Consider the following 20,952-nt stretch of genomic DNA (forward strand, 5'->3'; position numbering starts at 1 on the left):
AACGAGTCAAGCGAGATGGCGTTCAAGGTTGCCCGTTAGACGGATTAGTGCCTCTTCCTGCTGATGTAGGGTGACGGTATGACCAGTGCGGCAGCCGGATCTCCCAAACTCAGCCCGCGCACCGTCACACCGGTGGTGGAGACCGTGCTCGCGTTCGTGAACACGCGCGCGGACGGGGCCGGCCGGCGGGAGATGTTCGGAGATGGGGACTCGTTCGCGGCGTGGCTGACGGAGTGGGACGAGTTCGGCGGCGAAACCGTGGCGACCGATGCTGATGCCGCGGCCGCGCGCGAGCTGCGCGACGCCCTGGTGACCGTGCTGCTCGCGCACTCGGGCGACGAGGAGAGCCTGGGTGAGCCGCTGCGGCGTGCCGAGCGGCACCTGCGGCGCGCGGGCTCGCTCTACCCGCTGGCGACGGTGGTCACGGCCGGTGGTGTCGAGCTGGCGTCACCACAGGCGGGGGTGGAGCGTGTGTTCGGAACCGTACTGGCTGCGGTGACGACCTTCGCCCAGAGCAGCGACTGGGGGCGCATCAAGGCGTGCCGGAACCCCCCATGCCATTTCGGTTTCCTCGACCGCACCCGCAATGGGGGAGGGCTGTACTGCAGTCCCGGCTGCGGCTCTCAGGTGTCCATGCGCAACTACCGCCAGCGGCAGCGCCAAGAGAGCCAGGCGCCGGACCAGGCATGAGGGGGTGCGCTGCCACCGTGGAGCTTTCCACGGTGGCAGGACCGAGGGCGGCGTCGACGAGCCCACGGGGCCTGGCGCCGGCCGGCCTACCCCTCGTTGCGGAGCTGCGCCACGAGAGCGGCGTTGGCGTTGGCGTTCGCCACCTCGGCCTGCGGCGGGAGCAGTGCTGCCCCGGCGTGGACCGCCCGGGGCGAGCGACGGCGGGCAGGCCCGGTGGAGCACTCGTGCCGCGCACCCGGCCCGAGGGTGATCGTGCCGCGGGTGTTGCGGTGCGCGGGCCGAGGTGCCTGGGCGCCGGCTGCTGCTACAGGGCGCGGACGTCGGCCGCCTGCGGTCCGCGCTGGCCCTGGGCGATGTCGAACTCGACCCGCTGGTTCTCCTCCAGGTTCCGGAAGCCGCTGCCCACGATCGCGGAGAAGTGGACGAACACGTCCGGCCCGCCCCCGTCGGGCGAGATGAACCCGAAGCCCTTCTCGCCGTTGAACCACTTCACAGTGCCCTGCGCCATCAGCCGGTCCCTCGATTCCACGAGTGCACACGCCGGCCACCACCTCGGTCCCGGCCCTTGACCACTGCCCGCCCGGGCCCGCCTCGAACCCGCGTTCCAGCCCGCCCGCGCTGCGCCTGCTCCGCGGGCGGGGTCCGCACCTGCGAGGGCCGTCCGTATCGGGGCCGGGCGGCCGGGCCGTCGGCCACCGGACGGGTGCGGCCGGTGCAGTGGGTGGGTGTCAGCCGAGGACCTGGTGTTCGACCCGGTGCCGCAGGTACGGGTCCGGGTGGGAGCGGGCGATCGCGACCGCCTCCTCGACCAGGTGGTGCAGCTGCGGCGGGTAGGCCGAGGGGTGCAGGGGCAGGCCGGGGAGGATGCAGCGGCGGACGTCCAGGTCCTCGTTGTCCACGAACTCCCGCAGCGCCGCCCGGTGCCACTCGCGCACGCCCACCGAGCCGTCGTCGGGCTCTGTGCGGTCCGCGGTCGTGCCGGCCGCCGGCTGGGCGTGGCGGAGCGGCAGGGCCGTCCAGTACCAGGCCCGCGCGGCACCGGCCCGCTGCGCGTCGGTGCCCGTCCGTAGGTAGGCGGTCAGCCGGGAGCGGACCCTCCCGCGTCCGAAGGCGTTGAGGGCGGCCTCGACGAACCACCGGTTGAAGCTCGGGTTCTCATCGTGCACGGCCGCGCGGAGCAGCACCTCGAACGCCTCCTGCGGGAAGGCCTCCTCGTGCTTGCAGGCCTGGCGCAGTGCTGCCCGGACGCGGTGGCCCCACATACCCTCGCCGGTGTCCGGCTCGCGCACCGCATCGAGGCCGAGCACTCGGACCACATCCGCCAGGCACCGGCCGAAGAGGCCGCTGTCGGCCGTCTGCGGAGCGGGCAACGCCATGAAGAAGCGCTCGCCGTCGCCCCCGTCGCCACCGTGTGTCCCGTCCCCGCCCACGACCGGTTCCTCCCCTCGAGCTTCCCCGCCGGCCAGCCTAGTCCGTGCCACCGCACGCGGCCCCGCATGTTCCCGGCCCTGCCCGCGAACACCCGGGCCGACACGACCCGTGCCCGTTCGGCCCGGCACGTGACCGGGCTCGCAGCCGCCACCCGCCTGCCGGCCCCGGGCACGGCGGCCACCACCCCGCCTGCTGCGCCCCGCGCACCCGACACGGTGCTCGACCCACGGTGCGCCCGGCGGATGCTTCCCGCAGCCATCCCCTTCTGCCGGTACCGGGTCAGCAGCAGGTCAGTCCCCGGTCAGGCCATCGGGCCATTCTGAGGGCACGTCAGGGAGCCGGTGGGTTCCCTGACCGGGAGAGGTGCCCGGAGCGGTTCATCGGGTGCCTGGCCAGCGATGGCCGAGCAGGGCCCCGTTGGGGCCCGCGCAGGTTCGAATCCTGCCCTCTCCGCCTTCCAACGGGCCCCGGCAGCCAGAGACGATCTTCGCCCTGCCGACAATCCGGCCATGCCAGCATCCGATTCACCCACCACCTCCCCCGACCGCACCCCGCCGTGGCACCGGGTGCTTCGCAGCCGAGCCGTGGAGGCCCTGCTGTTCAGCAACCGCGGGCTCAAGACCGGCGGAGGACTGATCGTCGCTGCGCCGTTCCTCGGTCCCCTTGTCGGAAGGCCGGCCCTCATCCCCATGATCCTGGGACCGGCTGTCCTGCTGCTCGCCCGACGCTCAACCGGCTTCGGAGCACATCCTCACCGAGCTGACCTGGCTCAGCGCCACGGTGCCGGGCCGGCCGGGGCGGCCGGACGCGCCATCCCACAGGGAGTCGGACTCAACTGCCTCGACCGAGACGGGGTGATGGAGGGTCAGTATCGGCAAGTGCGTTGAGTAATGAGCCGGTTACTGCTTACGGTGGTGGGTGTCTGTTCCGCTGGGAGCGGGGCTCGGGCGAGGCCCGGTCCCAGCGCCTGGGGTCCGGTGCGGGCGGTCATGGCCGTGGGACGAGGGGAGCCTTGGGGATGGAGCGGATCGTGAACGTGGCGGGCGGCGACGGCGGAGGCGGTGGCGGGGACGGGCACCCCGGGACGCCGTGGACGCCACCGTCCGACCCGCCGTCCCCGGACGGCTCCCCGCCGCCCGGCGACGGGACGCACCGCAAGTGACGCTCGCCCCCGAGCAGCAGGAGCGGGACCGCCCCGCCCCGGGGCGGTCCTTCTCCGTCACCGACGACTGGGCGCCGGCGTTCGACGCGCTCCCGCGCTCGCTGTTCCTCCCCGATCTGGTGTGGGCGCACGACATGGCCGCCGGCACCAGCCGCCCCGTCGACCGCACCACCGACGAGCGGGCCTGGCTCGAAGCCGCGGCCGCGGACATCCCGATCGTCACCCAGTGGGACGACGGCGCCCACCACGGCACCGGGCCCGGCCGGGTGCCGACCAGCTCGGCCTCGCAACCCTCCCTGGTCGCCTCGATGCTGGACGACCTCCACGCCGAGCCGGGCATGCGGGTGCTGGAGCAGGGCACCGGCACCGGCTGGAACGCCGCCCTGCTCGCCCACCGGCTCGGCGACGCGAACGTGACCACGATCGAGATCGACCCCCAGGTCGCCGCCCAGGCCCGCGCCGCCCTCGAACGCGCCGGCCACCGGCCCCGCGCCGTGTGCGCGGACGGCGCGCCCGGCCACCCGCCCGGAGCCCCCTATGACCGGATCATCGCCACCTACGGCCTGCGGGACATCCCGCACGCCTGGATCGGGCAGACCCGGCCCGGCGGCCTCGTCCTCACCCCGTTCGGCACCCACTACTCCAACGCCGACGCCCTGGTACGCCTCACCGTCCACCGCGACGGCACCGCGAGCGGTCCGTTCCTGCGGCCGGTGGAGTTCATGAAGATGCGCTCCCAGCGACTTCGCCCACCGGAGCACCCCGCCGACGGCGGCACCCTCGCCCGGAGCACCACCACCGCCACCCTGCCCCCGCACGGACAGTTCGACCCGTTCCCCTTCGCCGCCGGGCTGCGCCTGCCGGACGTCACCCACGCCGTACAGCCCCACGAGGACGGCGCCCGCACGCTGTGGCTCTACTCGCTCACCGTCCCGGCCTGGGCCGCCGTGACGTTCCGCGACGGCGAGAGCAGCCACCCGGTCCGCCAGTACGGCGCCCGCCGCCTGTGGGAGGAGTTCGAGCAGGCCATCGCCTGGTGGCACGAGGCGGGCGAACCCGGCGTCGAGCGACTCGGGGTGACCGTCACCCCGCACGGCTGGCACGCCTGGCTGGACGACCCCGCCCGGCCGATCTGACCGGCCCCGGCTCCGCCGCCCGCCGCGCGACGCCGGTCCGGTGGACACCCCGAGGCCCAGGACACGCGCCCGGGCCCCGCGCCGCGGTCCGGCCGCAGGCGCCCGCCGGCCGCCGACCTGCGCTCGTCAGATCCCCGGGCCGGCCCTCGCTACGGTCCGCGCGGTTCTGATCGACCCAGCCCCGCAGCCCCTCCGGGCTCACATGTCCCAGTGTCCAGGTGCCCCAGCTCAGGGCGGAACTTCAGTCTGCGCCCGACGTTGGGCCTGTCCGCAACTCAGAGACGGGTGTCGGGGCGCCCGAACCGCATGTTGGTGCTCTGCGTTCAGCGAACGTCCCTGGTTCAGGAGGCGCGGGGAGGTAACCGCGGCTCATGGCGCGCTGATTGAGTCCTTCTGGTCGGGTGCGGCCTCCTGGAAATCGGCCAACGCCGCGCCATGCTCCTGCGCCCACGCAGTCAGCATGGTGATCGGCTCCTGAAGCGTGCGTCCCAGAGCAGTAAGGCTGTACTCGACCCGGGGCGGCGCCTCGGCGTACCTCTGTCGGTCGACAAGCCCGTGACGCTGCAGGCGTCGCAAGGTCTCGGTGAGAACCTTGCGCGAGATGCCGCCAGAGAGGTCGACAAGCTCGCCGTGCCGCTTGGGCCCGTCGGCAAGCGCGTACAACGTCACGACGGTCCACTTGTTGGCAATGACCTCGATCGCGGTTCGGGCCGGGCAGTCGGCCATGAAGATCGTTCCCTGCGATGCACTCACCCGGCGAAGGTTACCAAACGGTACCTATCGATTTTCTAGCGTTGGCACGTCACACGCACCGGCCTGTGCCCCCTCCCGATCGCGAAGGAACCTCGTGCACCTCACCGCCATCGTCCTGTCCATTGTCCTGGCCCTGCTCATGCTCATGTCCGGCCTGCTGAAGCATCGTCCGACCGCACGGATTCTCGCCTTGGCCGACACGGTCCACCTCTCGACCGGACAGCTGAAGGCCCTGGGAACCCTGCAGATCGCGGCGACCGCCGGACTGCTCGCCGGCCTCTGGTTCACCCCGTTCGCCATCGCCGCTGCCACCGGGCTCGTCCTCTACTTCATCGGCGCAGTCGTCGCCCACGTCCGCGTCGGCGACCGAGAGATGCAAGGAGCCATCGCGTTCCTGGCGCTTTCAGCAGCGACGCTCGCGCTTCTCGCCGTCACCGCCGGATAGGCAACCGTCTCCATCCATGATCACGACGGCCGGGTCCTCCGGCTGGAAGGCCCCGTGCGGTACCGCAGCCCACGACGTGTACTCATGCACACGCTGATTCCCGGACGGCCCCTCAGCCGGCCGGGCCCGCCGAGAGCCCGTCGATGCCATCCGGACAATTACACCATGACGGTCGGCCCCGGCGACCTCACCGGCGACGGCAAGGGCGACCTGCTCAGCCGCGACTCGGCGGGAGTCCTGTGGCTGCACCCCGGCGACGGGGCGGTGGACACCAAACTCGGCACCCCCATCAAGGTCGGCAGCGGCTGGAACGCCTACAACGCGCTCGTCGGCGCGGGCGACTACTCCGGCGACGGACGGCCCGACCTGCTCGCCCGGGACACCTCGGGCCGACTGTTCCTCTTCAAGGGCACGGGGACGTCCACCGCGCCGTTCGCCGCCAAGGAACAGATCGCCACCGGCTGGGACGTCTACGACATGCTGGTCGCGCCGGGTGACATCGACGGGGACAGCAAGGGCGATGTGCTCGCCCGCGCGAAGAACGGCGACCTGTACCTGTACTCCTCGACGGGCAACGCCGGCACCGCGACCTTCGCCGCCCGGGTGAAGTTCGGCGCCGGATGGAACATCTACACGAACATGCTCTGATCCTGTCCTCCGGACCCCGGCGGCGACCGTGAAGCGGTACACGGTCACCCACCCGGGCGTCCGCGGACACCGACGCGCCCCTCGGCCCGATCCGCCGCCCCGACCGGAGAGCGCATCGGCCCATGACGAGGGCCGCGTCGGACCCGCACTCGGCGTTCCACCCGTATTCGGCGGGTTGACGCCGGATTCCGGGGCACCCGGACTGTCGGCGTCAAGCGGCGCTTGGGGCTCCGGTGACAGGAGCGCCGCTGTTACGTGAAGGTCCGCCGGAACTGCGCGTCCTCCCGTCTCAACCCCTGGAAGCCAGGCACGAGCGTGTTCGTCTCTCGGCAACCGTGGGCGTGGGCAACATGGCGCGATCCCGCAGCCTGCCGTCATCATGACGGATCGTCGACCGTATCCGAGCGACCCCCTGGCCGGTCCGCCGCCCGGATGAACGGTGCGGCGTGTTGGCCACCGGCCCGACGATCGGGCCGCTTGGCTGGGCCGCGGGCAGACAGACGCCCTGACCGTCGTCTGCCGCACATGGCCCAACCAGGCAGCTCGCAGCGTTCCTCGACACTCCGGCGGATTCCTCCCCTGAGGCACTCGTCGACAGCGGTAGAGGGCCGGCAGACTGTGCATGCCGCTCGGGGGCCGGCTCCTGGACCCGTCAGGAGCCCGCGACCGACACGTCAGAACGGCATCTGACTGCTCCCGATACCGGCCCGGGCGGCCCCGGGTGGATGACCCGGTGGTGCTGAACGGGATCGTGTGGAAGCTGCGGACCGGCTCCGCGTGGCGGGGCGTACCGGAGCGGTACGGCTCCTGGCGCAGCCTGTACACGCGGTTCCGCAGGCGGGTGCTCCGTCTGTTCGGCCAGGTGCGGTGGGTGACCGGCCTTGCTGGCTCGGCAGTTGCACCGGATGGTGGGCAGCCCCGCGGATTTTCAGTCTCTGCAGAGCGCGGGTGGGTGGCCATGCTCTGGCCGCCCGCCCGCGGGGGTGTGGGTGTGGTTCGCCGACCGGGTGCTCGGCGTTGGGGGGGCGTTACCGTCTCGGTCCGGCGAGGGCGTACAGCGCGGTGCCGGTCGCCAACAGGGCCCACGCGGTGGCGGTCGACGCGGCCGTGCCCGGGGGAGCGACCAGCCAGCCGGCCACCCGTCCCGCGGTGCCGCCGGGAGCCGGGGCGAGGAGGGAGTACGCGAGCCAGCCGGTCGGCAGGGTCCATGCGAACGGTGCTCCGCACAGCACCGCCCCGAGCGCGGCGAGGCCGGCCAGGCCGGCGCTGTCCCGGACGACGAGCGAGGCCGGGGCGAGGTCGGGCCCCACCGCCTGGACCGCCAGCAGCGCCGCACCCGCGGCCGTCCCGATCACCAGCACGTGTGTCGCTCGGCGGGGTATCCACCGGATCGCTGCGGTTCTGTCCAGCATGTCGTCCTGTCCGCCGAGTCCGATGGAAGCGGTTGCCACGTTCGTGGCGAGGGCCAGGAGCGCGATTCCCAGGTCCGCCGGGCCCCTGCCGCTGCCGTAGGTGAAGGCCCGCAGCGCCAGTGCGACGAGTGCGACCGCGGCTGCGGAGGTCGGCCCCTGCCGTGAACGCGCGTACAGCATCAGCCATCTCATGGCAACGTCTCCCCTGTCAGTGCCGCTGTCAGTGCCGCGCGCTCGTCCTGGCAGGAGAGCGCGGCGGCATGCGCCAGGGCGATCCGCGAGCGCTGCTCGGCCGGTGGCAGGACCGTCAGCTTCTTCCAGGATGCTTCGGCGTTCTCCCAGGCGTGCTGCGAGTACGCGTCGGGCTTTTGCAGCGGTTCGAGCCGGTGATCGCCGAGGGCCCAGCTCGCGGCGATGCTCTGGGCCGGGACGTCGGCCAGCCCACCGCTCTCCCAGGGGGTGCGCGCCGCGCAGTTCGGCACCAGGCCCTGGGCGACGAGGACGCGGGTCAGTCCGTCGCCCGACGCCTCGGCGATCAGCGGGTCGTCGAAGTCGACCAGCACGGTGTCACCGGTGAGTTCGCGCTGGTCGCCGAGTGCGCGCAACTCGGTGTTCTCCCGGATCTGCGTCGGAGCCTGCTCGCCGAGGGTGTCGCGTATCCGGCTCAGTGCCTCCCTGCCGCGCGCCGCGAGTTCGGGCAGGTGCGAGCGGTTCGCCCGGGTCACGCACACCGGGCCGTCGCAGACCATGGCCGCGGCGGCCTTGTCGACGACGTAGGTGCCGCGTGCGTCGGCGGGAAAGATCAGCAGGGCCAGGACCGCTCCGGCCAGGGCGGGGATGGCTGCGAGCAGCCGCGCCCGGTTGCGCGCGGCCGACAGCAGCGCGAATCCGGTGGTGAGCAGACCGAGCAGCCACAGGGCCTGGCCCAGGTTCACCGAAGGGGACAGGGTCAGCAGCATCTGCCGCGGTTGCGCGGTCGCCGGGGACAGCAGGGCGAGCCGGCTGGGTACGGACGGCAGTTTGTCCTCCGCGTTCTGCTGCAGGAGCATGCACGTCATCAGGAGGGTCAGCACCAGGGCCGGCGGGGTGAGCACCGATGGTACGGCCCGCGCGATGCCCATGCCGAACACGGCGGCGGCGACCAGGGCCAGCAGCGCGACCAGCGAGATCGGCAGCCAGCTCAGTGGTAGGTAGGTGGTGGGGCCGAGAGCCACACGGACCGCGCCCACGACGGTGAGGAGGCCGAAACCCGACGCCAGCGGGATCGCCATGGCGCCGGCCGGCAGCGTTGCGCGGCGCCAGGCCGGGCGCGGTGTGGTCGCCACCAGTTCGGTCATCCGCGAGCGGGACTCGCGCAGCCCGTACACCGCCCCGAGGCCCGCCGTCAGGGGCCACCAGTAGAGCAGCCAGGACCGGGTCCACAGGGCCATGGGGGTCCAGTGGGCCGTCCACCTGGCGGTGCCCCTCCACCAGATTCCGTCGATGAGGAAGAAGATCGCCAGGCTGCCTGTGAGAACGACGAGGCCGGGCCACGGGGCGGCCGACCGCTTGAGCTCGGCGCCGAGGACACGTCCGTTCACCAGACACCCCCTTGGCGGCCGGAGCCCTGGAGGAGCGCCGAGTATCCGCGCTCCAGGGGGCTGTCGCCCGGGTGTTCGGGGCGGCCCGCGGCGGCCAGGTCCTGCGGCGTGCCCTGGAAGACGAGGCGGCCCTCGGCGAAGAGCACCACGTCGGAGCAGGCGGCCGCGACGTCCTCGACCAGGTGGGTGGAGACCACCACGCAGGTGTCGCGGCCCAGTTCCTGCAGCAGTTCGCGGAAGCGCAGCCGCTGCGCCGGGTCGAGGCCGGCCGTCGGCTCGTCCAGCAGCAGCAGTTCGGGGTCGTTGACGATCGCCTGGGCGATGCCGGCGCGGCGCACCATGCCGCCGGACAGGGTCTTCATCCGGTGGTCGGCGCGGTCGGCCAGGCCCACCCGTTCCACGGCCCGTTGCACGGCCGCGGGGATGTCGGCCTTGGGGACCTCCTTCAGCCAGGCCATGTACTCGACGAACTCACGGACCGTGAAGCGCTTGTAGTAGCCGAATTCCTGCGGCAGGTAGCCGATGCGCCGGCGCAGGGCCCGCAGGTCGCCGGAGGCGCTCATGGGGGTGCCGCACAGTTCCAGTTCCCCCTCGGCGGGGCGCAGCACGGTGGCCAGCGAGCGGATCAGGGTGGTCTTTCCGGCTCCGTTGGGTCCCAGGAGCCCGGGCGCCGGTGCCGAGTGCGAGGTCGAGTCCGTCGACGGCGATTTTCTTGCGGCCTGCCCGTACCTTCAGGCCTCTGGCCCGGATTTCCCAGGCGTAGGTCTTCGGCGCGGTGTCGGCCGCGCTCGTTGTGGGTGTCATGCGGTGGTCCCTTTCGAGGGTCGGCGATGGTTTCACAGGGTGGGGTAGGTGTTTCGGCGGGCGATCACGGCGCCGGTGCCGAGCGTGAGGAGCAGTCCCCAGGCCGGCAGCTGGTCCGGGTGCAGGGCAAAGGGGAGACGGCCGGTGAGCCAGGCGGGTGCCGCGATGACGACGACCCAGGCGGCCACCAGCGTGACGGCGGCGCGGGTCACCCCGATGACGCTGCCCAGGGCCAGGGCGGTGGAGGTGAAGGCCAAGGAGGGCAGCAGCCACTGCGCGGCCGTCATGGCTCCGGTCAGCCATCCCCCCGCCAGGAGCACCGGCACCACCACGGCCAGGGCGGTGGTGGCGCGTCGAAGGAGCAGGGGCAGGCCGGCCCGGGCGGTGGAGGCCGTCTGTTCGTGCGCCGGGTCCAGGGCACGCGACCACGACGCGGCGACCGCGCACAGTGGCAGCACCGGTGCGATCAGGACGACGGGCTGGGCACCTCCCAGGCGCATCGGTGGCGCGGCCACGGCCAGCAGCAGCGCCAGCAGGGTGATGCTGAGGGTCATGACCAGCCACGGCGCCATGACCGGGGCCAGCCAGGCCGGTACCCGCCCCGGGCGGCAGCGCCACGAGGGCGCCGGGACGGCCGCGTCCAGCTGCGGTTCCAACCCGGCGCGCACGGTGGCGACGAGCGAGGCGATGTCGGGTGCCTCGGTGGCCACGGAGGCCGCCAGGCGGCTGCGGCAGGGGGCGCATGTCTCCAGATGGGACTCCAGGGCCCACAGCGTGTCGGCGGCCATCGGCGTGTCACCGCGTGCGTAGTCGTCGAGCAAGCGCATCGACGCGTGTTCCCCGCTCATGCCAGTGCCCTCCCGCATCGCGATCCGGGCCCGCCGGGCGCGGGTCTTGACCGTGCCTTCGGGCAGTCGCAGCAGCACGGCGGTCTCCCGCACCGTCAGTCCGTCGAGCACCAGCGCCTGTAGTACCTGTCGCAGTTCCGGTGCCAGCTGCCGCAGCGCGTCGCCGATGTCCCCGCCGACGGTTGCGGCCAGTACCTCGTCCTCCGCTGCGGGCGCCACGGCCCGCTCGGCGGCTGCGGCCGGCGGGTCGGCATGGTGGGCACGGCGCCGGAAGGCGTCCACCAGGCGGCGCGCCGCGATGGTCCACGGCCATCCGACGGCCGTCCCCCCGGCCGCGTTCCCCGCGAACGCGCCGGCGGCGCGCCACACCGCCAGAAAGGTCTCCTGCATGACCTCGGCGACGATCTGCTCGTCCGCACAGCGTCGGCGCAACCGCACCGCCAGCCACGGCGACGTGCGCGTGTACAACTCGTCGAACGCCCTGCGGTCCCCCCTGGCCATCAGCCGGAGGAGACGTTCCTCGTCCAGCTCGTCCAGTGCTCTCCTGCGTGATCTCACACCAGCCAGACGGCCTCGGCGCCGCGCAGGTTCTCCGTCGCCCGCGACCTCCGTCACAGTGTCGGGTGTGGAGGGCCGCGGCCCCGCGAAACCTGGCCGCCGGCCACGGCCCGGCTCTGCTGCGCGGGGCCGATCCGCCGCATCCGGCCTCCCCGGCGACGCCGTGGTCGGTGTACCCGCCGGCTCGCAGCCGCACCGGATGCCGGAGCCCCGGTCCGCACGCGGACGACGTTACGCTCACGTCCTTGCGGGCCCGGGGGAGCAGGTGGTGATGGCGGGTCGGCCAGGGAGCAGCAGTTCCGGCCGGGCGGTTCGACCGGAGTGTGCGGCAGGGGTGCTTCCAGGTCCGGCCCGTGTTGCCCGACAGGTTCGTCACCGCACCCGGCGTGGACCACGGTGGACGCCCTCGGCATCCGCGGCGAGGCGGTTCACGCCCGGGTGCCCGAGGAACCCCGCTTCCCGCTCTCGGCGACGGCTGATGAACGCGGACCCTCTGACGGCGGATCAAAAGTGACCCGCGGGGTGCTCTCTGTCCGATCCCGGCACGGTGCCCGTGCCGCCTACCTCGGTGTGGGCTGTCCGGGAGCCTCGTCCGTCCTGCACCGTGTGCCCGCTGTCAGGGAGGCCACCTGCCGGTGCCCGCCCTGAAGACGGTCAGTGGACGAGGTGGATGGTGAACTCCGTGTCGGTGGCATTGACGTTGTCGGCGTGGATGTGACCGCGGGCGGCGCGGAACGACCCCGTGCCTCCGGTGATCGCCAGGTCGACGTTGCCGGGGCCGGCAGCGGTGACGGTGAACTTCCCCTGGAAGGTGATCTGCCCCTGGACGAGGGACAGGGAGCCCGCGCACTGGAGGTCGAACTCGTCAAGGGGGCGGTTCGGGTCAGTGTGCAGACCTCGCCGTAGGTGCCGACCGTGGCGCTGCCGTGGATGAGATCCCCGCTGACGACGATCTCGTCACCTTGGCTGGGTCCGGACGACCCGTCCACGCCGATGCTGCTGATCTGGGTCTGCCTCGTGATCAGATGAAAGGCTTCCTTCGCCCCGGCCTCGGGCGCGGCGCTGGTGCTGCTCGAAGCCGACGCCGGGGCGCAACAGGCAAAAGGGCAGCCAGTCCGGCTGCCGCGCTCAGACCGAGCTGCTTGAAGTGACGCACGCTGTGTCTCCTGGGACCCAGGGGAATGGTCCACTGACCATGTGTCCTGTGGTGCAACCGATTCCCAGGGGCAGCCTCCGGTGGGTCACGCGGCCGCGTGACCGGCGCCTGCCATCCAGGTGAAGCGGACATCGGAGGCCCGACCGCCCGGGACCGCGCCGCGCTGCACGCCGTCGGCCACCGCCCGGACGTCGTCTGCGCAGAGAGTGCCCGACTGTCGCGATCGGCACGAAGTGGCCGGGCCGGTCGGCTTTCCGCGACCCGGGACGCGACGGAGAGCACTTCGGCCGGTCCGGTGACATCCAGCAGCTCGATGCGGGGGAAGGCGACGATCGCGACGGTGCGGTCGGGACATGCCCCGATCATTGCGCCCGGCCGGATCTGGCCCCGCTCGTGCGCGCAGGCCGCCAGCTGCCGGGCGGCGTCCCACACCCGAACCCGGCGCTCCTCGTACAGGCGGCCGCGGCCCGCTCCCGGGGTGCAGGTGGCCCCGTACCCCGGCGACGGGGGTGCGGGGCCGGTGCGGGTGCCGGTTGTCAGCAGTGGGGCACGCCGGGTACGGCGTGGAACGCTCCGGCGCCGTCGACGAACGGTGCGAAGGTCCAGGACGACCCGACGCCGGTGGTCAGGCCGTACTGGTAGACGAAGGTGGTGTGGTACCAGACGTTGCCGGCGGTGCCGACGTAGTCACCGGCCACCCAGCAGTCCGCCCAGGCGTAGTCGCCGTTCGCAAGGAGCGTGGTGGTCGGGTAGTTCTGGGTGGCGTCGCCGAAGACACGCGCGTGGTAGCTGGTGTTCAGCCGGATCCACTGCGGGGCGGAGCCGTGGTTGTTCGGGTTGGGGTCGGCGGACGCCTGCGACGTCACGCCGAGGGCGGCTGCCCCGGTCAGGGCGAGCGTGGCGAGCACCTTGATCGTACGGTTCATGACGGTGGGTCCCCCCGTGTCTCTCCGGTCCTCTGTACGGGACCGGTCGGGACGAGCAAACCGCAGCGCGGCCAGGCCGTCCAAGGAGCAAACCGGTCAGGGTCCCGTTGCCGCCCTCCGGCCCCGGGCGGGCCGCGGGACGTGGCTGCTCCGGGCGTTGCCGCCGGAGGGCGACGCCCGGAGCGTTCGGCGCACGGGCCGTGGGCCTGCCCGGTGCGCGGCAGAGGTGAGGGCAGGTCAGGGCGCGGCGTGCGGGCCGTGGGCCGGCCCCGGAGACGCCGCGCCGTCGGCCGAGAACAGGCGCTCGCCGTCGAGGAGGTCCTCGCCCAGCGCCCTTGGCCGCCCGGGTGATCTCCTGCGGAGTCACTCCTTCCGCGTCCCGGCACACCAGCGGGTGGTGCGGTGCTCGGTGCCCGGGTGGGGCTCCGGCCGCGCGTCGCCGGGTGCGGGCAGCGGCCGGTGGCGTCACCGGTACGGGTGGCCTGGTGCGGTGTGCGGGCGGCCGGTTCACCGGGCGGTCTGCTGCCCCTGCCCGACGACCCGGAACGGGCCCACCATGCCGTGGTCCTCGTGTCGCACGAGATGGTAGTGGTACATGGACGGGTTCTGGGTGTCGACGTAGTCGCGGAAGACCACGGCCAGGCGCACAGAACGGGAGGGCTGCACCGCGGCATTGTCCTTGGAGCGGCCGCGCTGGCGCCGCATCGCCTCCAGGAGCCGCCAGCACCGGCCGACTCGCCGCCGCCCTGCTCACCACCCCACCCCCGCACCCGCGTTCACGATGCCGCCTCCGGCATTGCCGAGCAGCTCGGCGGCCTGCCGGGCCGGCATCTTCCGTCGGCCGCTCACCTCCTCCAGCGGCTCCTCGTCCCCGGTGATCCGCTCGATCCCCGCCCGGGACGACCGGCTGCCGGGCTCAGCCGCCGGCCCGATCACCGCCGCGACCCGCCGGGCTGTGCGGACGTACCACGGACGACCTCGCTGTCGATTCCCTACGGAGCGATCGTGCGCAATTCCCAATTGGCAGCCGAGTCGTCGTGGGGCGTCGGGCGGCCAATCGATGGCAGCCACAAGCGGCAGAAGTTTGAAAGCCACACCCGACACCCCTGGGCGGGCCAACCATACGAAGGGCTGGCCCGGACCCGGCAACAACGTAGGGAAGTTTGACCACTGCGGGCTCGTGCCATTGACGATTGATCGCGCGGGGCAGCGCGTCGGGCGGCCCGCTGGTCCGATTACCGCCTTCCAGGCTCTTCTCGGGCCCTGTGCCGGAGGGTGAGAATGCGGGCATGCGCACTCGGGGGGATGCACAGCCGGGCCTCGGGCCGTTCGCGGCCGGGCCGGTCGGGGGGATCGCGGCCGCTGCCGCGGCGTTGTTGATCGCGTTGTCGGGCCGCTACGGCTTCCACCGCGACGAGCTGTACTTCCTGCTGGTGGGTCGCCACCCGGCCTGGGGCTATCCGGACCAGCCGCCGCTCACCCCGCTACTGGCCCGGCTCGGGGCGGAGCTGTTCGGCGCCACCCCGACCGGGGTACGGATCCTGCCCGCGCTGCTCGCCGCGGCCTCGATCACGCTCACCGCGCTGATCGCCCGTGAGCTGGGCGCCGGGCGGGGCGGGCAGGTACTCGCGGCAGGAGCTGCGGCTTGCTCGGGCTATGTGCTGGGCAACGGCCACCTGCTCTCCACCGCGACCTTCGATCTGACCGCTTGGCTGATGGTCATCTCGCTGACGCTCCGCCTGTCGCGCACCGGCGAACTCCGCTGGTGGCCGCTGCTCGGCGCGGCGATCGGGATCGCGCTGCTCAACAAACTGCTGGTGCTCGGGCTGCTCGCGGCGCTGGCGGCGGGCGCTCTGACGGCCGGGCCGCGCGGCCCCTTCGTGCCCCGACCACGCACCCTGCTCGGACCGCTGTTCGCGCTGCTTGCCGCGCTCCCGTTCGCGCTGCCCGTCCTTGGGTGGCAGGCCACGCACGGCTGGCCCGAGCTGACGGTCGCCCACGGGATCAGCGCCGCCGGCGGAGCGGGCGGGCGGCTGCTCGTCGTCCCGATGCAGGCGCTCCAGCTCTCCCCGCTGCTGGCGCCCTTCTGGCTGACCGGGCTGAGCCGGCTGCTGCGCCGGCCGGAGCTGCGCTGGGCCCGACCGGTTGCGGTGGCCTGGGTGGTGCTCTGCCTGCTGGTGACAGCAGGCGGCGGCAAGGCCTACTACCCGAGTCCGCTGCTGTACGCGCTCACCGCGGCCGGCTGCGAACCGTACGCCCACTGGGCCCGCGAGCACCGCGCCAAGCTGGCCGCCGGACTGCTCACGGCCCTGCTCACCAGCGCGCTGGCCGCCCTGCCGGTGCTGCCGGCCTCGGCACTGGCCGTGCCGATGGCCATCGACCCCGACATCGGCGAAGAGGTCGGCTGGCCGGAGCTCGCGCGCGCCACCGCCACCGGCTGGGCGGCGATCCCCACCGAGCAGCGGGCCACCACCGTGCTGCTGACCGCGAACTACGGCGAGGCCGGAGCCCTCGCCCAGTACGGGCCCGCCCTCGGCCTGCCATCCCCCCACTCCGGCCACATGGGCCTGTACGCCTGGGGGCCGCCACCGGCGACCGCCACGGGGCCGGTGCTGCTCGTCCACCCGGCGAACTCCACCGACCTGGAGGACCACTTCACCGCCTGCCGCACGGTCGCGCGCGTCGACAACGGGCACGGCACGGCGAACATGGAGCAGCACGCGGCCATCGTGCTCTGCGCGGGACCGGACCGCCCGTGGGCGGTGCTGTGGCCACTACTGCGCCGGTACTGAGCAGCTCCCACGGACACACAGCCGCCGCACCCCCGGCCACCGGTCCGCTCAGCACGTGCACCCTCCACGCCCAGGCGCCGCAGTGTCGCCACTCCGGGGCGGCCGGGCCCGTACACAGCTCGGCCGCCCCGTGCCGTGTCCCAGGGCGCCCGGGGGCGTTGTCCGGGTGGACTCGGCGGACCCTGATGGATCGACCGCGCCACTTCGAGTGATTCGAGGACACCATGGCAGGCTCCAAGCCCTGCTGGGGCGGCAAGGCGAGGGCGAGCAGGGAGAGCCGGCTGCGGGCGGCGGGGCGGAAGCAGACCGAGTGGTTCGGCAGCGCCGTGCACGCCGTCCACGGGCTGATGCACCTCGACGTCCGCGCCGCCGGGAACGGGTTGCTGCTCACCGCGTCTCCGGCCAAGGCGGGCGACCACACTGCGGCGTGACCGAGTCGATCGGCATGTTCATCGGCGCGGCGATGCCGATCGTCGGGCTGTGCCGGTGCTGCGTGAGCGGGGAGACGCTGCACACCGTCCGGGCGGCGGGCCTGGTACTCCCCGCGCAACAACGCGCCGTCCTGGAGGCGATGGCCGGCGCACAGCACGAGGAGCCTCTCTGGCCACCTCGGCCCCGGCCCCGGCATTCGCGGCCGTCACCACCGTCAACACCACGCTCTTGATCACTCGTTGGTGTTGGTGGTGCGAGCCCACCGCATGGTGACCTCTCGTTTTGCCCGAGTCGCCCGAGCTCCCGCAAGAGACCGAGGCCCGTGGGGTGGAGGTGTTCCCGCAGCACCCGGACGCCGAGATCATCTGCAGCTTTCCCGGTCTCGGCACGCAGCTCGGTGCCCGGGTCCTGGCCGAGATCGGCGACGCCCGCGAACGGTTCGCCGACGCCCGCGGTCTCAAGGCCTACGCCGGTGCGTCCCCAGTCACCCGGGCCTCCGGCAAGAAGTCCAGCATCACCCGCCGCTGGGTGAAGAACGACCGGCTCAACCACGTCGGCTACCTCCGGGCCTTCTCCGCCATCACCGCCTCACCCGGCGCGAAAGCCCACTACCGCCGCCGCCGCGACGACCACGGCGACTGGCACGCCGCCGGCCAGCGCGAACCCGCCTCCCAGCGGGACCTTGAACATCGGCCAGGCCGAACTGTCGTGCAGGCGTTCCAGCGTGGCGCCGGCATCACCAGCGTTCGCGCCGAAGGCCTCCGGCGTTATCCGGGGTGCTCAGGGGCCGTAAGACAACTACGGCAAGTGGCCCTGATCAGTCCGTGCCTGACAGATATCCAGGGGTTCGTCAGGCACGTACGGCACGTCAGCGGCGGGCGTGCTCGGCGCCCTGGTCAGGAAGTGGGTGCGCCGTTGCCGGAGCGGGAGTTGCCGGACGGCACTGCGGTGCCGGCCGCGACGTGCACGCTGATGCTCAAGGACCTGGAGTGACGCTGGATTTCACAGCGTCGTCACTGATGCGACGAGCGAGCCACCGCGCTCGACGGCTACTGCTCCGCGCGGCTCGACCTGACCGTCACCCCCTCATCGATTCCGCCAGTCCGCCGACAATCGGGCAGCGCGGCCCAGAACGTCCTCCCAGTCGGACACCCTGCCAAGGCTCAGTCGAGGCTTCTGTCAGGTCGGGTGTAGAAGGACTCGACGCCCCGCCAGGGTGAGGGGCCGCCCAGTGATCGGTCCAGGCGCCGTTGGGACGGGGCAAGGGAACAGCGGGCCGCATTGACGAAGCTCAGGTGAGCCTCACCCAGCGCGGTATGAATCGGCCGCAGTTCTTCGATGTCGGTCGGCTGACGCCCATGGAAGAGGATGGTGAAGTCCTCCAGGATCTCGCAGACCCGCTCGGCTGCTGCACTGGTCGCCGGGTCGGCAACGAGGCTGACCGAGTGCTGGGCGGCCACGAACGGCACCCAGTCGACGGCGGGCCTGCGCTCGTCGAGGAATGCCTCGCGCAGCTCCGCCTCCACGGCCCCGAACGCCTGCAGGAACTTCTCGTAGGCGGCGGTCTGCGTCCCCTGCAGCCATTGCTGGTGCTGGCCGCGGCGTCCGATGACACCGCCGGCGATGACGCCCACGACCGTTGCGGTGACACCACCTGCGGTGGATATCAGCAGATCCCATGAGACGGTCAAGCCAGGTCTCCTCACGATGGATGAGCGGGGCGCCCACCGGCAGCCCCGCGCTGAACGAAACCAACGGAATGAACGTCAATTCTCTTCCAGTGGGGAACATTTCGGCCTGGTGAGGGCACGCTCGCTACGGCTGCGCTGTCGTGGGTCGCAGCAGTCACGCGAACGACGGCCATCTGGCGGCGGCCCACTCCCGCCAGCCCACCCAGCCGGGCGGCGGGCCAGCGGTCCCGCGGCCCTCCACCTCCGCCACGTCGGGCTCCTCGAAATGTGCCCGCCCGTACAGGATGTCGGCCTCGGACATCGGCAACGTCTCCTCGGGGGCAGTCGCCCAGCGATGGGCAATACGCGCGCGCTGGGTCTCATCGTCCACCGGCAGGAAGACCATGCGGAAGCACGCCTCCTCGGCCTCCACCAGCCAGCGGATGGCAGACCGTTCGTCCCGCGACCAGCAGCCGTAGTCCACGACGACGTTGGTGCCCAGTTTGACCGCCTCCAAGGCGAGCCAGAGCATGCGCCCCTCCAGCACGTCGCGCTTCCCGTCTGCCTCCGCCTCGCCGAAAAGGGGAATCATCCAGTCGTCGGGCGTCAGACGCAGCGCGCCGTACTCCGCGGCGAGCTGCCGAGCCCGCGTGGTCTTTCCGGCCCCTGGCAGGCCGACCATCAGGAACAACGTCGTCACACCCAGATCGTGGCAGGGTAGCCAATCAGACGACCACCGCTTTATCCGCCCGCCGATCATGGGCGAGCCACAGGCGGGTGAAGGCCACGGTGACAGTGCGTGGAGAACGTAGGCGGCACAGGATACGTCGCATCGGCGCCTCGACTTGGTGCCTTACATCCCTGACAACTCCAGATGCACGCTGACATGCTCAAACTGCCTAGGAGCCCCGGATAGGGGCAGACTCGCCCTCGCACAGGTCGACCAGGTGCGCGGCCCAGAATCCGGGCCCGTCCAGCAGCGGGAGGCCGTCCACAACGGGAGCCGAGGAGTACCCGTGCCGTGCCATCGCCATGCCGCGATTCTGGCGTACGAGGATCAGCTCTGTTCGACCGCCCCACGCTCCACCCAGCCACCGGCTTGACGGCTTGGCGCCGTGAGGTGTCTGTTCAGTCCGTTCTGCAGTTCCTTGCCGAGGCCGCCGCCGATCCGGCGGGCCCGCAGGCTGCCTGCCTCGCCCGTGCCACCCGCAACGTCGGCTTCGCCGTCTCGGGCGCGGCGAACGTGGTCGCCGGAAATCCGCCTGCCGCGCCACCGCCCGGCCCCAGCCGCTGCGGCCTGCGAGTCGTGCCGGTCCCGACCGCAGGCCGGGAAGCCGCCGGGCCCGGACGGCGGCACCAGACCTGCCACGAGGTGTGACGGAGAGCGGTAGTTTGCGAGTGATCGCGGGAGAACCGCAGGTCTACGGCCTGGCGGTGCGGGTTGGTTTGCGAGTGTGGAGCATGGTGGTTTGCGAGGTCGCGGCCGTCCTGGTCAGCCAGGGAAGCCTCTGTCGGGGGACGGCGTGCTGGCGGATGCCGGATACGCCCTGTGCCGGCCGCGGTGGCCTTCGCCGGACCGGACTGCCCGGCGGGACGCTGCGCAGCCGTACGGCCGGGCGACGAGCGCAGCGTGGGCGGGGCGGGACGAGGGGCTCGGGGGGTGCTGGGCGGGGCGGGCGGAGGCTGACGGCCCCGAGGCCGGCCAACAGGACTTCGAGGAGCAACTGCACGGTGAAGCTCTGCAGCCAGACGCCCAGCAGTCCGAGCATCAGGGCCACGGCCGCCAGGATCGTGAGTGCCCAGCTCGGATCGCGGTGCCATGCGGAGCCGGTGTCGCCGCGCCGGCTGCGGCGAGCCTTCGACAGTGTCGCCGCGAGTACCAGGCCGACGCTGGTGATCCCCGCCAGGAACATGTACGGGCCGTCGGTCGGCAGCTCCTCGGCGTACTGCCGACGTCCGGACAACGCCACCGAAACCGGCTCGCCCTTCCATCGGGCGACCTCAACCTCGTCGCCGGGGTGGACCCGGCTGAGTACGGGCTCGACACCGTGCAGGCGGATGCTCTCCCAGTCGTCCCCGCTGAGCGCCTGGACCACGATCCGGTCGTCTGGGTCCTTGCCGACCTCCGCATGCACCTCCAGCGCCACCTCGGTGCTGACGGCCAGACGGTCGCCTCGGGTCACGGCGGCCGGGCACGGCAGGGCGGCCCGGTACCGGTCGGCATCGTGGAACGCCGGTGGCAGCAGGGCGATGAACCAGGCCAGGACCACCAGCTCGAACGCCGCTGCAACGGTCAGCAGCCCGGCGGCTTTCCGGCGAGGCCGTCGCGGCCTGGCAATGGCGGCAGCCGCGGCCTCCCGCCGTTCCCGGATGGTCCGGGCCCGCCAGGCCGCTCTGAGCCACTGACGGGGTGCCACACGCTGCCGCGCCCTGGATCGCTGGTACCGCACTGTTCCCCTTCGAGACGATCACCTCTGGCTGAGGCGGCCGCCACCTTACGCAGGTCGGC

At 72.4% G+C, this 20,952-nt stretch carries 21 protein-coding genes and 5 pseudogenes; 11 read left to right on the plus strand and 15 right to left on the minus strand.

What is annotated here, in order from left to right; translation table 11 throughout:
* Nucleotides 1–78 precede the first annotated feature (78 nt).
* Nucleotides 79–690: a CGNR zinc finger domain-containing protein gene (locus ACIOFR_RS29030; RefSeq protein ID WP_401002173.1), complete on the plus strand. Its 612-nt coding sequence runs from the start codon at nucleotides 79–81 to the stop codon at nucleotides 688–690.
* Nucleotides 691–994: 304 nt separating this feature from the next.
* Here ACIOFR_RS29030 and ACIOFR_RS29035 read toward each other — a convergent pair whose 3' ends face one another.
* Nucleotides 995–1,198, minus strand: coding sequence for a cold-shock protein (locus ACIOFR_RS29035; RefSeq protein ID WP_401002174.1), 204 nt, complete (start codon nucleotides 1,196–1,198; stop codon nucleotides 995–997).
* A 220-nt stretch (nucleotides 1,199–1,418) separates the two neighbouring features.
* On the minus strand, nucleotides 1,419–2,120 hold the full coding sequence (locus ACIOFR_RS29040; RefSeq protein ID WP_401002175.1) for a hypothetical protein: 702 nt from the start codon (nucleotides 2,118–2,120) through the stop codon (nucleotides 1,419–1,421).
* Nucleotides 2,121–2,478: 358 nt separating this feature from the next.
* Here ACIOFR_RS29040 and ACIOFR_RS29045 point away from each other — a divergent pair.
* The 3 genes and pseudogenes from ACIOFR_RS29045 (at nucleotide 2,479) to ACIOFR_RS29055 (ending at nucleotide 4,419) form a co-directional block, all read left to right on the plus strand.
* Nucleotides 2,479–2,574, plus strand: a pseudogene (locus tag ACIOFR_RS29045).
* A gap of 565 nt (nucleotides 2,575–3,139) precedes the next feature.
* Nucleotides 3,140–3,283 carry a hypothetical protein gene (locus ACIOFR_RS29050; protein ID WP_401002176.1) on the plus strand — a complete coding sequence of 48 codons (144 nt, stop codon included), beginning with the start codon at nucleotides 3,140–3,142 and terminating at the stop codon, nucleotides 3,281–3,283.
* Nucleotides 3,280–4,419 carry a methyltransferase domain-containing protein gene (locus ACIOFR_RS29055; protein WP_401002177.1) on the plus strand — a complete coding sequence of 380 codons (1,140 nt, stop codon included), beginning with the start codon at nucleotides 3,280–3,282 and terminating at the stop codon, nucleotides 4,417–4,419. The genes ACIOFR_RS29050 and ACIOFR_RS29055 overlap by 4 nt, the downstream gene beginning before the upstream one ends.
* 369 nt (nucleotides 4,420–4,788) lie before the next feature.
* On the opposite strand, the gene ACIOFR_RS29060 is transcribed toward ACIOFR_RS29055, so the two are convergent.
* Entirely contained in the window at nucleotides 4,789–5,145 is a 357-nt protein-coding gene (locus tag ACIOFR_RS29060; protein WP_401002201.1) for a winged helix-turn-helix transcriptional regulator, read from the minus strand.
* A gap of 121 nt (nucleotides 5,146–5,266) precedes the next feature.
* Between ACIOFR_RS29060 and ACIOFR_RS29065 the strand changes: the two genes are divergently transcribed.
* The 3 genes and pseudogenes from ACIOFR_RS29065 to ACIOFR_RS29075 form a co-directional block, all read left to right on the plus strand.
* Nucleotides 5,267–5,617, plus strand: a complete 351-nt coding sequence (locus tag ACIOFR_RS29065; RefSeq protein WP_401002178.1) for a DoxX family protein — start codon at nucleotides 5,267–5,269, stop codon at nucleotides 5,615–5,617.
* A gap of 165 nt (nucleotides 5,618–5,782) precedes the next feature.
* Entirely contained in the window at nucleotides 5,783–6,265 is a 483-nt protein-coding gene (locus ACIOFR_RS29070; protein WP_401002179.1) for an FG-GAP repeat domain-containing protein, read from the plus strand.
* A 709-nt stretch (nucleotides 6,266–6,974) separates the two neighbouring features.
* Nucleotides 6,975–7,103, plus strand: a pseudogene (locus tag ACIOFR_RS29075) (transposase); the annotation flags it as partial.
* A 190-nt stretch (nucleotides 7,104–7,293) separates the two neighbouring features.
* Here the strand turns inward: ACIOFR_RS29075 and ACIOFR_RS29080 are convergent.
* The 5 genes and pseudogenes from ACIOFR_RS29080 to ACIOFR_RS29100 all read right to left on the minus strand — a co-directional run.
* A complete protein-coding gene (locus tag ACIOFR_RS29080) occupies nucleotides 7,294–7,869 on the minus strand; it encodes a hypothetical protein (RefSeq protein WP_401002180.1) in 576 nt (191 codons plus the stop codon).
* Entirely contained in the window at nucleotides 7,866–9,257 is a 1,392-nt protein-coding gene (locus ACIOFR_RS29085) for a hypothetical protein (protein ID WP_401002181.1), read from the minus strand. Before ACIOFR_RS29085 ends, ACIOFR_RS29080 begins: the two co-directional genes overlap by 4 nt.
* A pseudogene (locus ACIOFR_RS29090) lies at nucleotides 9,254–10,061 on the minus strand (ATP-binding cassette domain-containing protein). Before ACIOFR_RS29090 ends, ACIOFR_RS29085 begins: the two are co-directional and overlap by 4 nt.
* Nucleotides 10,062–10,093: 32 nt before the next feature.
* Nucleotides 10,094–10,909: a zf-HC2 domain-containing protein gene (locus ACIOFR_RS29095; RefSeq protein ID WP_401002202.1), complete on the minus strand. Its 816-nt coding sequence runs from the start codon at nucleotides 10,907–10,909 to the stop codon at nucleotides 10,094–10,096.
* Nucleotides 10,910–10,921: 12 nt separating this feature from the next.
* A pseudogene (locus ACIOFR_RS29100) lies at nucleotides 10,922–11,410 on the minus strand (RNA polymerase sigma factor); the annotation flags it as partial.
* Between the two features lie 714 nt (nucleotides 11,411–12,124).
* Here ACIOFR_RS29100 and ACIOFR_RS29105 point away from each other — a divergent pair.
* Complete coding sequence (locus tag ACIOFR_RS29105) at nucleotides 12,125–12,373, plus strand: hypothetical protein (protein ID WP_401002182.1); 249 nt, start codon at nucleotides 12,125–12,127, stop codon at nucleotides 12,371–12,373.
* A 786-nt stretch (nucleotides 12,374–13,159) separates the two neighbouring features.
* Here ACIOFR_RS29105 and ACIOFR_RS29110 read toward each other — a convergent pair.
* The 3 genes from ACIOFR_RS29110 to ACIOFR_RS29120 all read right to left on the minus strand — a co-directional run bounded on the left by ACIOFR_RS29110 (nucleotide 13,160) and on the right by ACIOFR_RS29120 (nucleotide 14,485).
* Entirely contained in the window at nucleotides 13,160–13,549 is a 390-nt protein-coding gene (locus ACIOFR_RS29110; protein WP_401002183.1) for a hypothetical protein, read from the minus strand.
* Nucleotides 13,550–14,056: 507 nt separating this feature from the next.
* A complete protein-coding gene (locus ACIOFR_RS29115; protein ID WP_401002184.1) occupies nucleotides 14,057–14,215 on the minus strand; it encodes a hypothetical protein in 159 nt (52 codons plus the stop codon).
* A gap of 84 nt (nucleotides 14,216–14,299) precedes the next feature.
* Nucleotides 14,300–14,485 (minus strand): hypothetical protein, encoded by a 186-nt coding sequence (locus ACIOFR_RS29120; RefSeq protein ID WP_401002185.1) that lies wholly within the window; start codon nucleotides 14,483–14,485, stop codon nucleotides 14,300–14,302.
* A gap of 353 nt (nucleotides 14,486–14,838) precedes the next feature.
* Between ACIOFR_RS29120 and ACIOFR_RS29125 the strand changes: the two genes are divergently transcribed.
* The 3 genes and pseudogenes from ACIOFR_RS29125 to ACIOFR_RS29135 form a co-directional block, all read left to right on the plus strand.
* The gene (locus ACIOFR_RS29125; RefSeq protein ID WP_401002186.1) at nucleotides 14,839–16,341 is read left to right on the plus strand and encodes an ArnT family glycosyltransferase; all 1,503 of its coding nucleotides are present in this window, start codon (nucleotides 14,839–14,841) and stop codon (nucleotides 16,339–16,341) included.
* A 224-nt stretch (nucleotides 16,342–16,565) separates the two neighbouring features.
* Entirely contained in the window at nucleotides 16,566–16,772 is a 207-nt protein-coding gene (locus ACIOFR_RS29130; RefSeq protein ID WP_401002187.1) for a hypothetical protein, read from the plus strand.
* Between the two features lie 319 nt (nucleotides 16,773–17,091).
* Nucleotides 17,092–17,433 (plus strand): annotated as a pseudogene (locus ACIOFR_RS29135) (IS110 family transposase); the annotation flags it as partial.
* A gap of 503 nt (nucleotides 17,434–17,936) precedes the next feature.
* On the opposite strand, the gene ACIOFR_RS29140 reads toward ACIOFR_RS29135, so the two are convergent.
* The 4 genes from ACIOFR_RS29140 to ACIOFR_RS29155 form a co-directional block, all read right to left on the minus strand.
* Nucleotides 17,937–18,464, minus strand: coding sequence for a hypothetical protein (locus tag ACIOFR_RS29140; RefSeq protein ID WP_387881926.1), 528 nt, complete (start codon nucleotides 18,462–18,464; stop codon nucleotides 17,937–17,939).
* A 154-nt stretch (nucleotides 18,465–18,618) separates the two neighbouring features.
* Nucleotides 18,619–19,143 carry an AAA family ATPase gene (locus ACIOFR_RS29145; RefSeq protein WP_401002188.1) on the minus strand — a complete coding sequence of 175 codons (525 nt, stop codon included), beginning with the start codon at nucleotides 19,141–19,143 and terminating at the stop codon, nucleotides 18,619–18,621.
* Nucleotides 19,144–19,342: 199 nt separating this feature from the next.
* Nucleotides 19,343–19,477, minus strand: a complete 135-nt coding sequence (locus tag ACIOFR_RS29150; protein WP_401002189.1) for a hypothetical protein — start codon at nucleotides 19,475–19,477, stop codon at nucleotides 19,343–19,345.
* A 387-nt stretch (nucleotides 19,478–19,864) separates the two neighbouring features.
* A complete protein-coding gene (locus ACIOFR_RS29155; protein WP_401002190.1) occupies nucleotides 19,865–20,860 on the minus strand; it encodes a hypothetical protein in 996 nt (331 codons plus the stop codon).
* Nucleotides 20,861–20,952: the final 92 nt, after the last annotated feature.

It is taken from the genome of Kitasatospora sp. NPDC088346 (assembly GCF_044740765.1).
Classification (GTDB): Bacteria; Actinomycetota; Actinomycetes; order Streptomycetales; family Streptomycetaceae; genus Kitasatospora.

What these genes read in the sequence shown, in the direction of transcription:
- ACIOFR_RS29030 (WP_401002173.1), top strand. Translation starts at nt 79, where the DNA reads ATGACCAGTGCGGCAGCCGGATCTCCCAAACTCAGCCCGCGCACCGTC.
- ACIOFR_RS29035 (WP_401002174.1), bottom strand. Translation starts at nt 1,198, where the DNA reads ATGGCGCAGGGCACTGTGAAGTGGTTCAACGGCGAGAAGGGCTTCGGG.
- ACIOFR_RS29050 (WP_401002176.1), top strand. Translation starts at nt 3,140, where the DNA reads ATGGAGCGGATCGTGAACGTGGCGGGCGGCGACGGCGGAGGCGGTGGC.
- ACIOFR_RS29060 (WP_401002201.1), bottom strand. Translation starts at nt 5,145, where the DNA reads ATGGCCGACTGCCCGGCCCGAACCGCGATCGAGGTCATTGCCAACAAG.
- ACIOFR_RS29070 (WP_401002179.1), top strand. Translation starts at nt 5,783, where the DNA reads ATGACGGTCGGCCCCGGCGACCTCACCGGCGACGGCAAGGGCGACCTG.
- ACIOFR_RS29080 (WP_401002180.1), bottom strand. Translation starts at nt 7,869, where the DNA reads ATGAGATGGCTGATGCTGTACGCGCGTTCACGGCAGGGGCCGACCTCC.
- ACIOFR_RS29095 (WP_401002202.1), bottom strand. Translation starts at nt 10,909, where the DNA reads ATGAGCGGGGAACACGCGTCGATGCGCTTGCTCGACGACTACGCACGC.
- ACIOFR_RS29110 (WP_401002183.1), bottom strand. Translation starts at nt 13,549, where the DNA reads ATGAACCGTACGATCAAGGTGCTCGCCACGCTCGCCCTGACCGGGGCA.
- ACIOFR_RS29125 (WP_401002186.1), top strand. Translation starts at nt 14,839, where the DNA reads ATGCGCACTCGGGGGGATGCACAGCCGGGCCTCGGGCCGTTCGCGGCC.
- ACIOFR_RS29130 (WP_401002187.1), top strand. Translation starts at nt 16,566, where the DNA reads ATGGCAGGCTCCAAGCCCTGCTGGGGCGGCAAGGCGAGGGCGAGCAGG.
- ACIOFR_RS29150 (WP_401002189.1), bottom strand. Translation starts at nt 19,477, where the DNA reads ATGGCGATGGCACGGCACGGGTACTCCTCGGCTCCCGTTGTGGACGGC.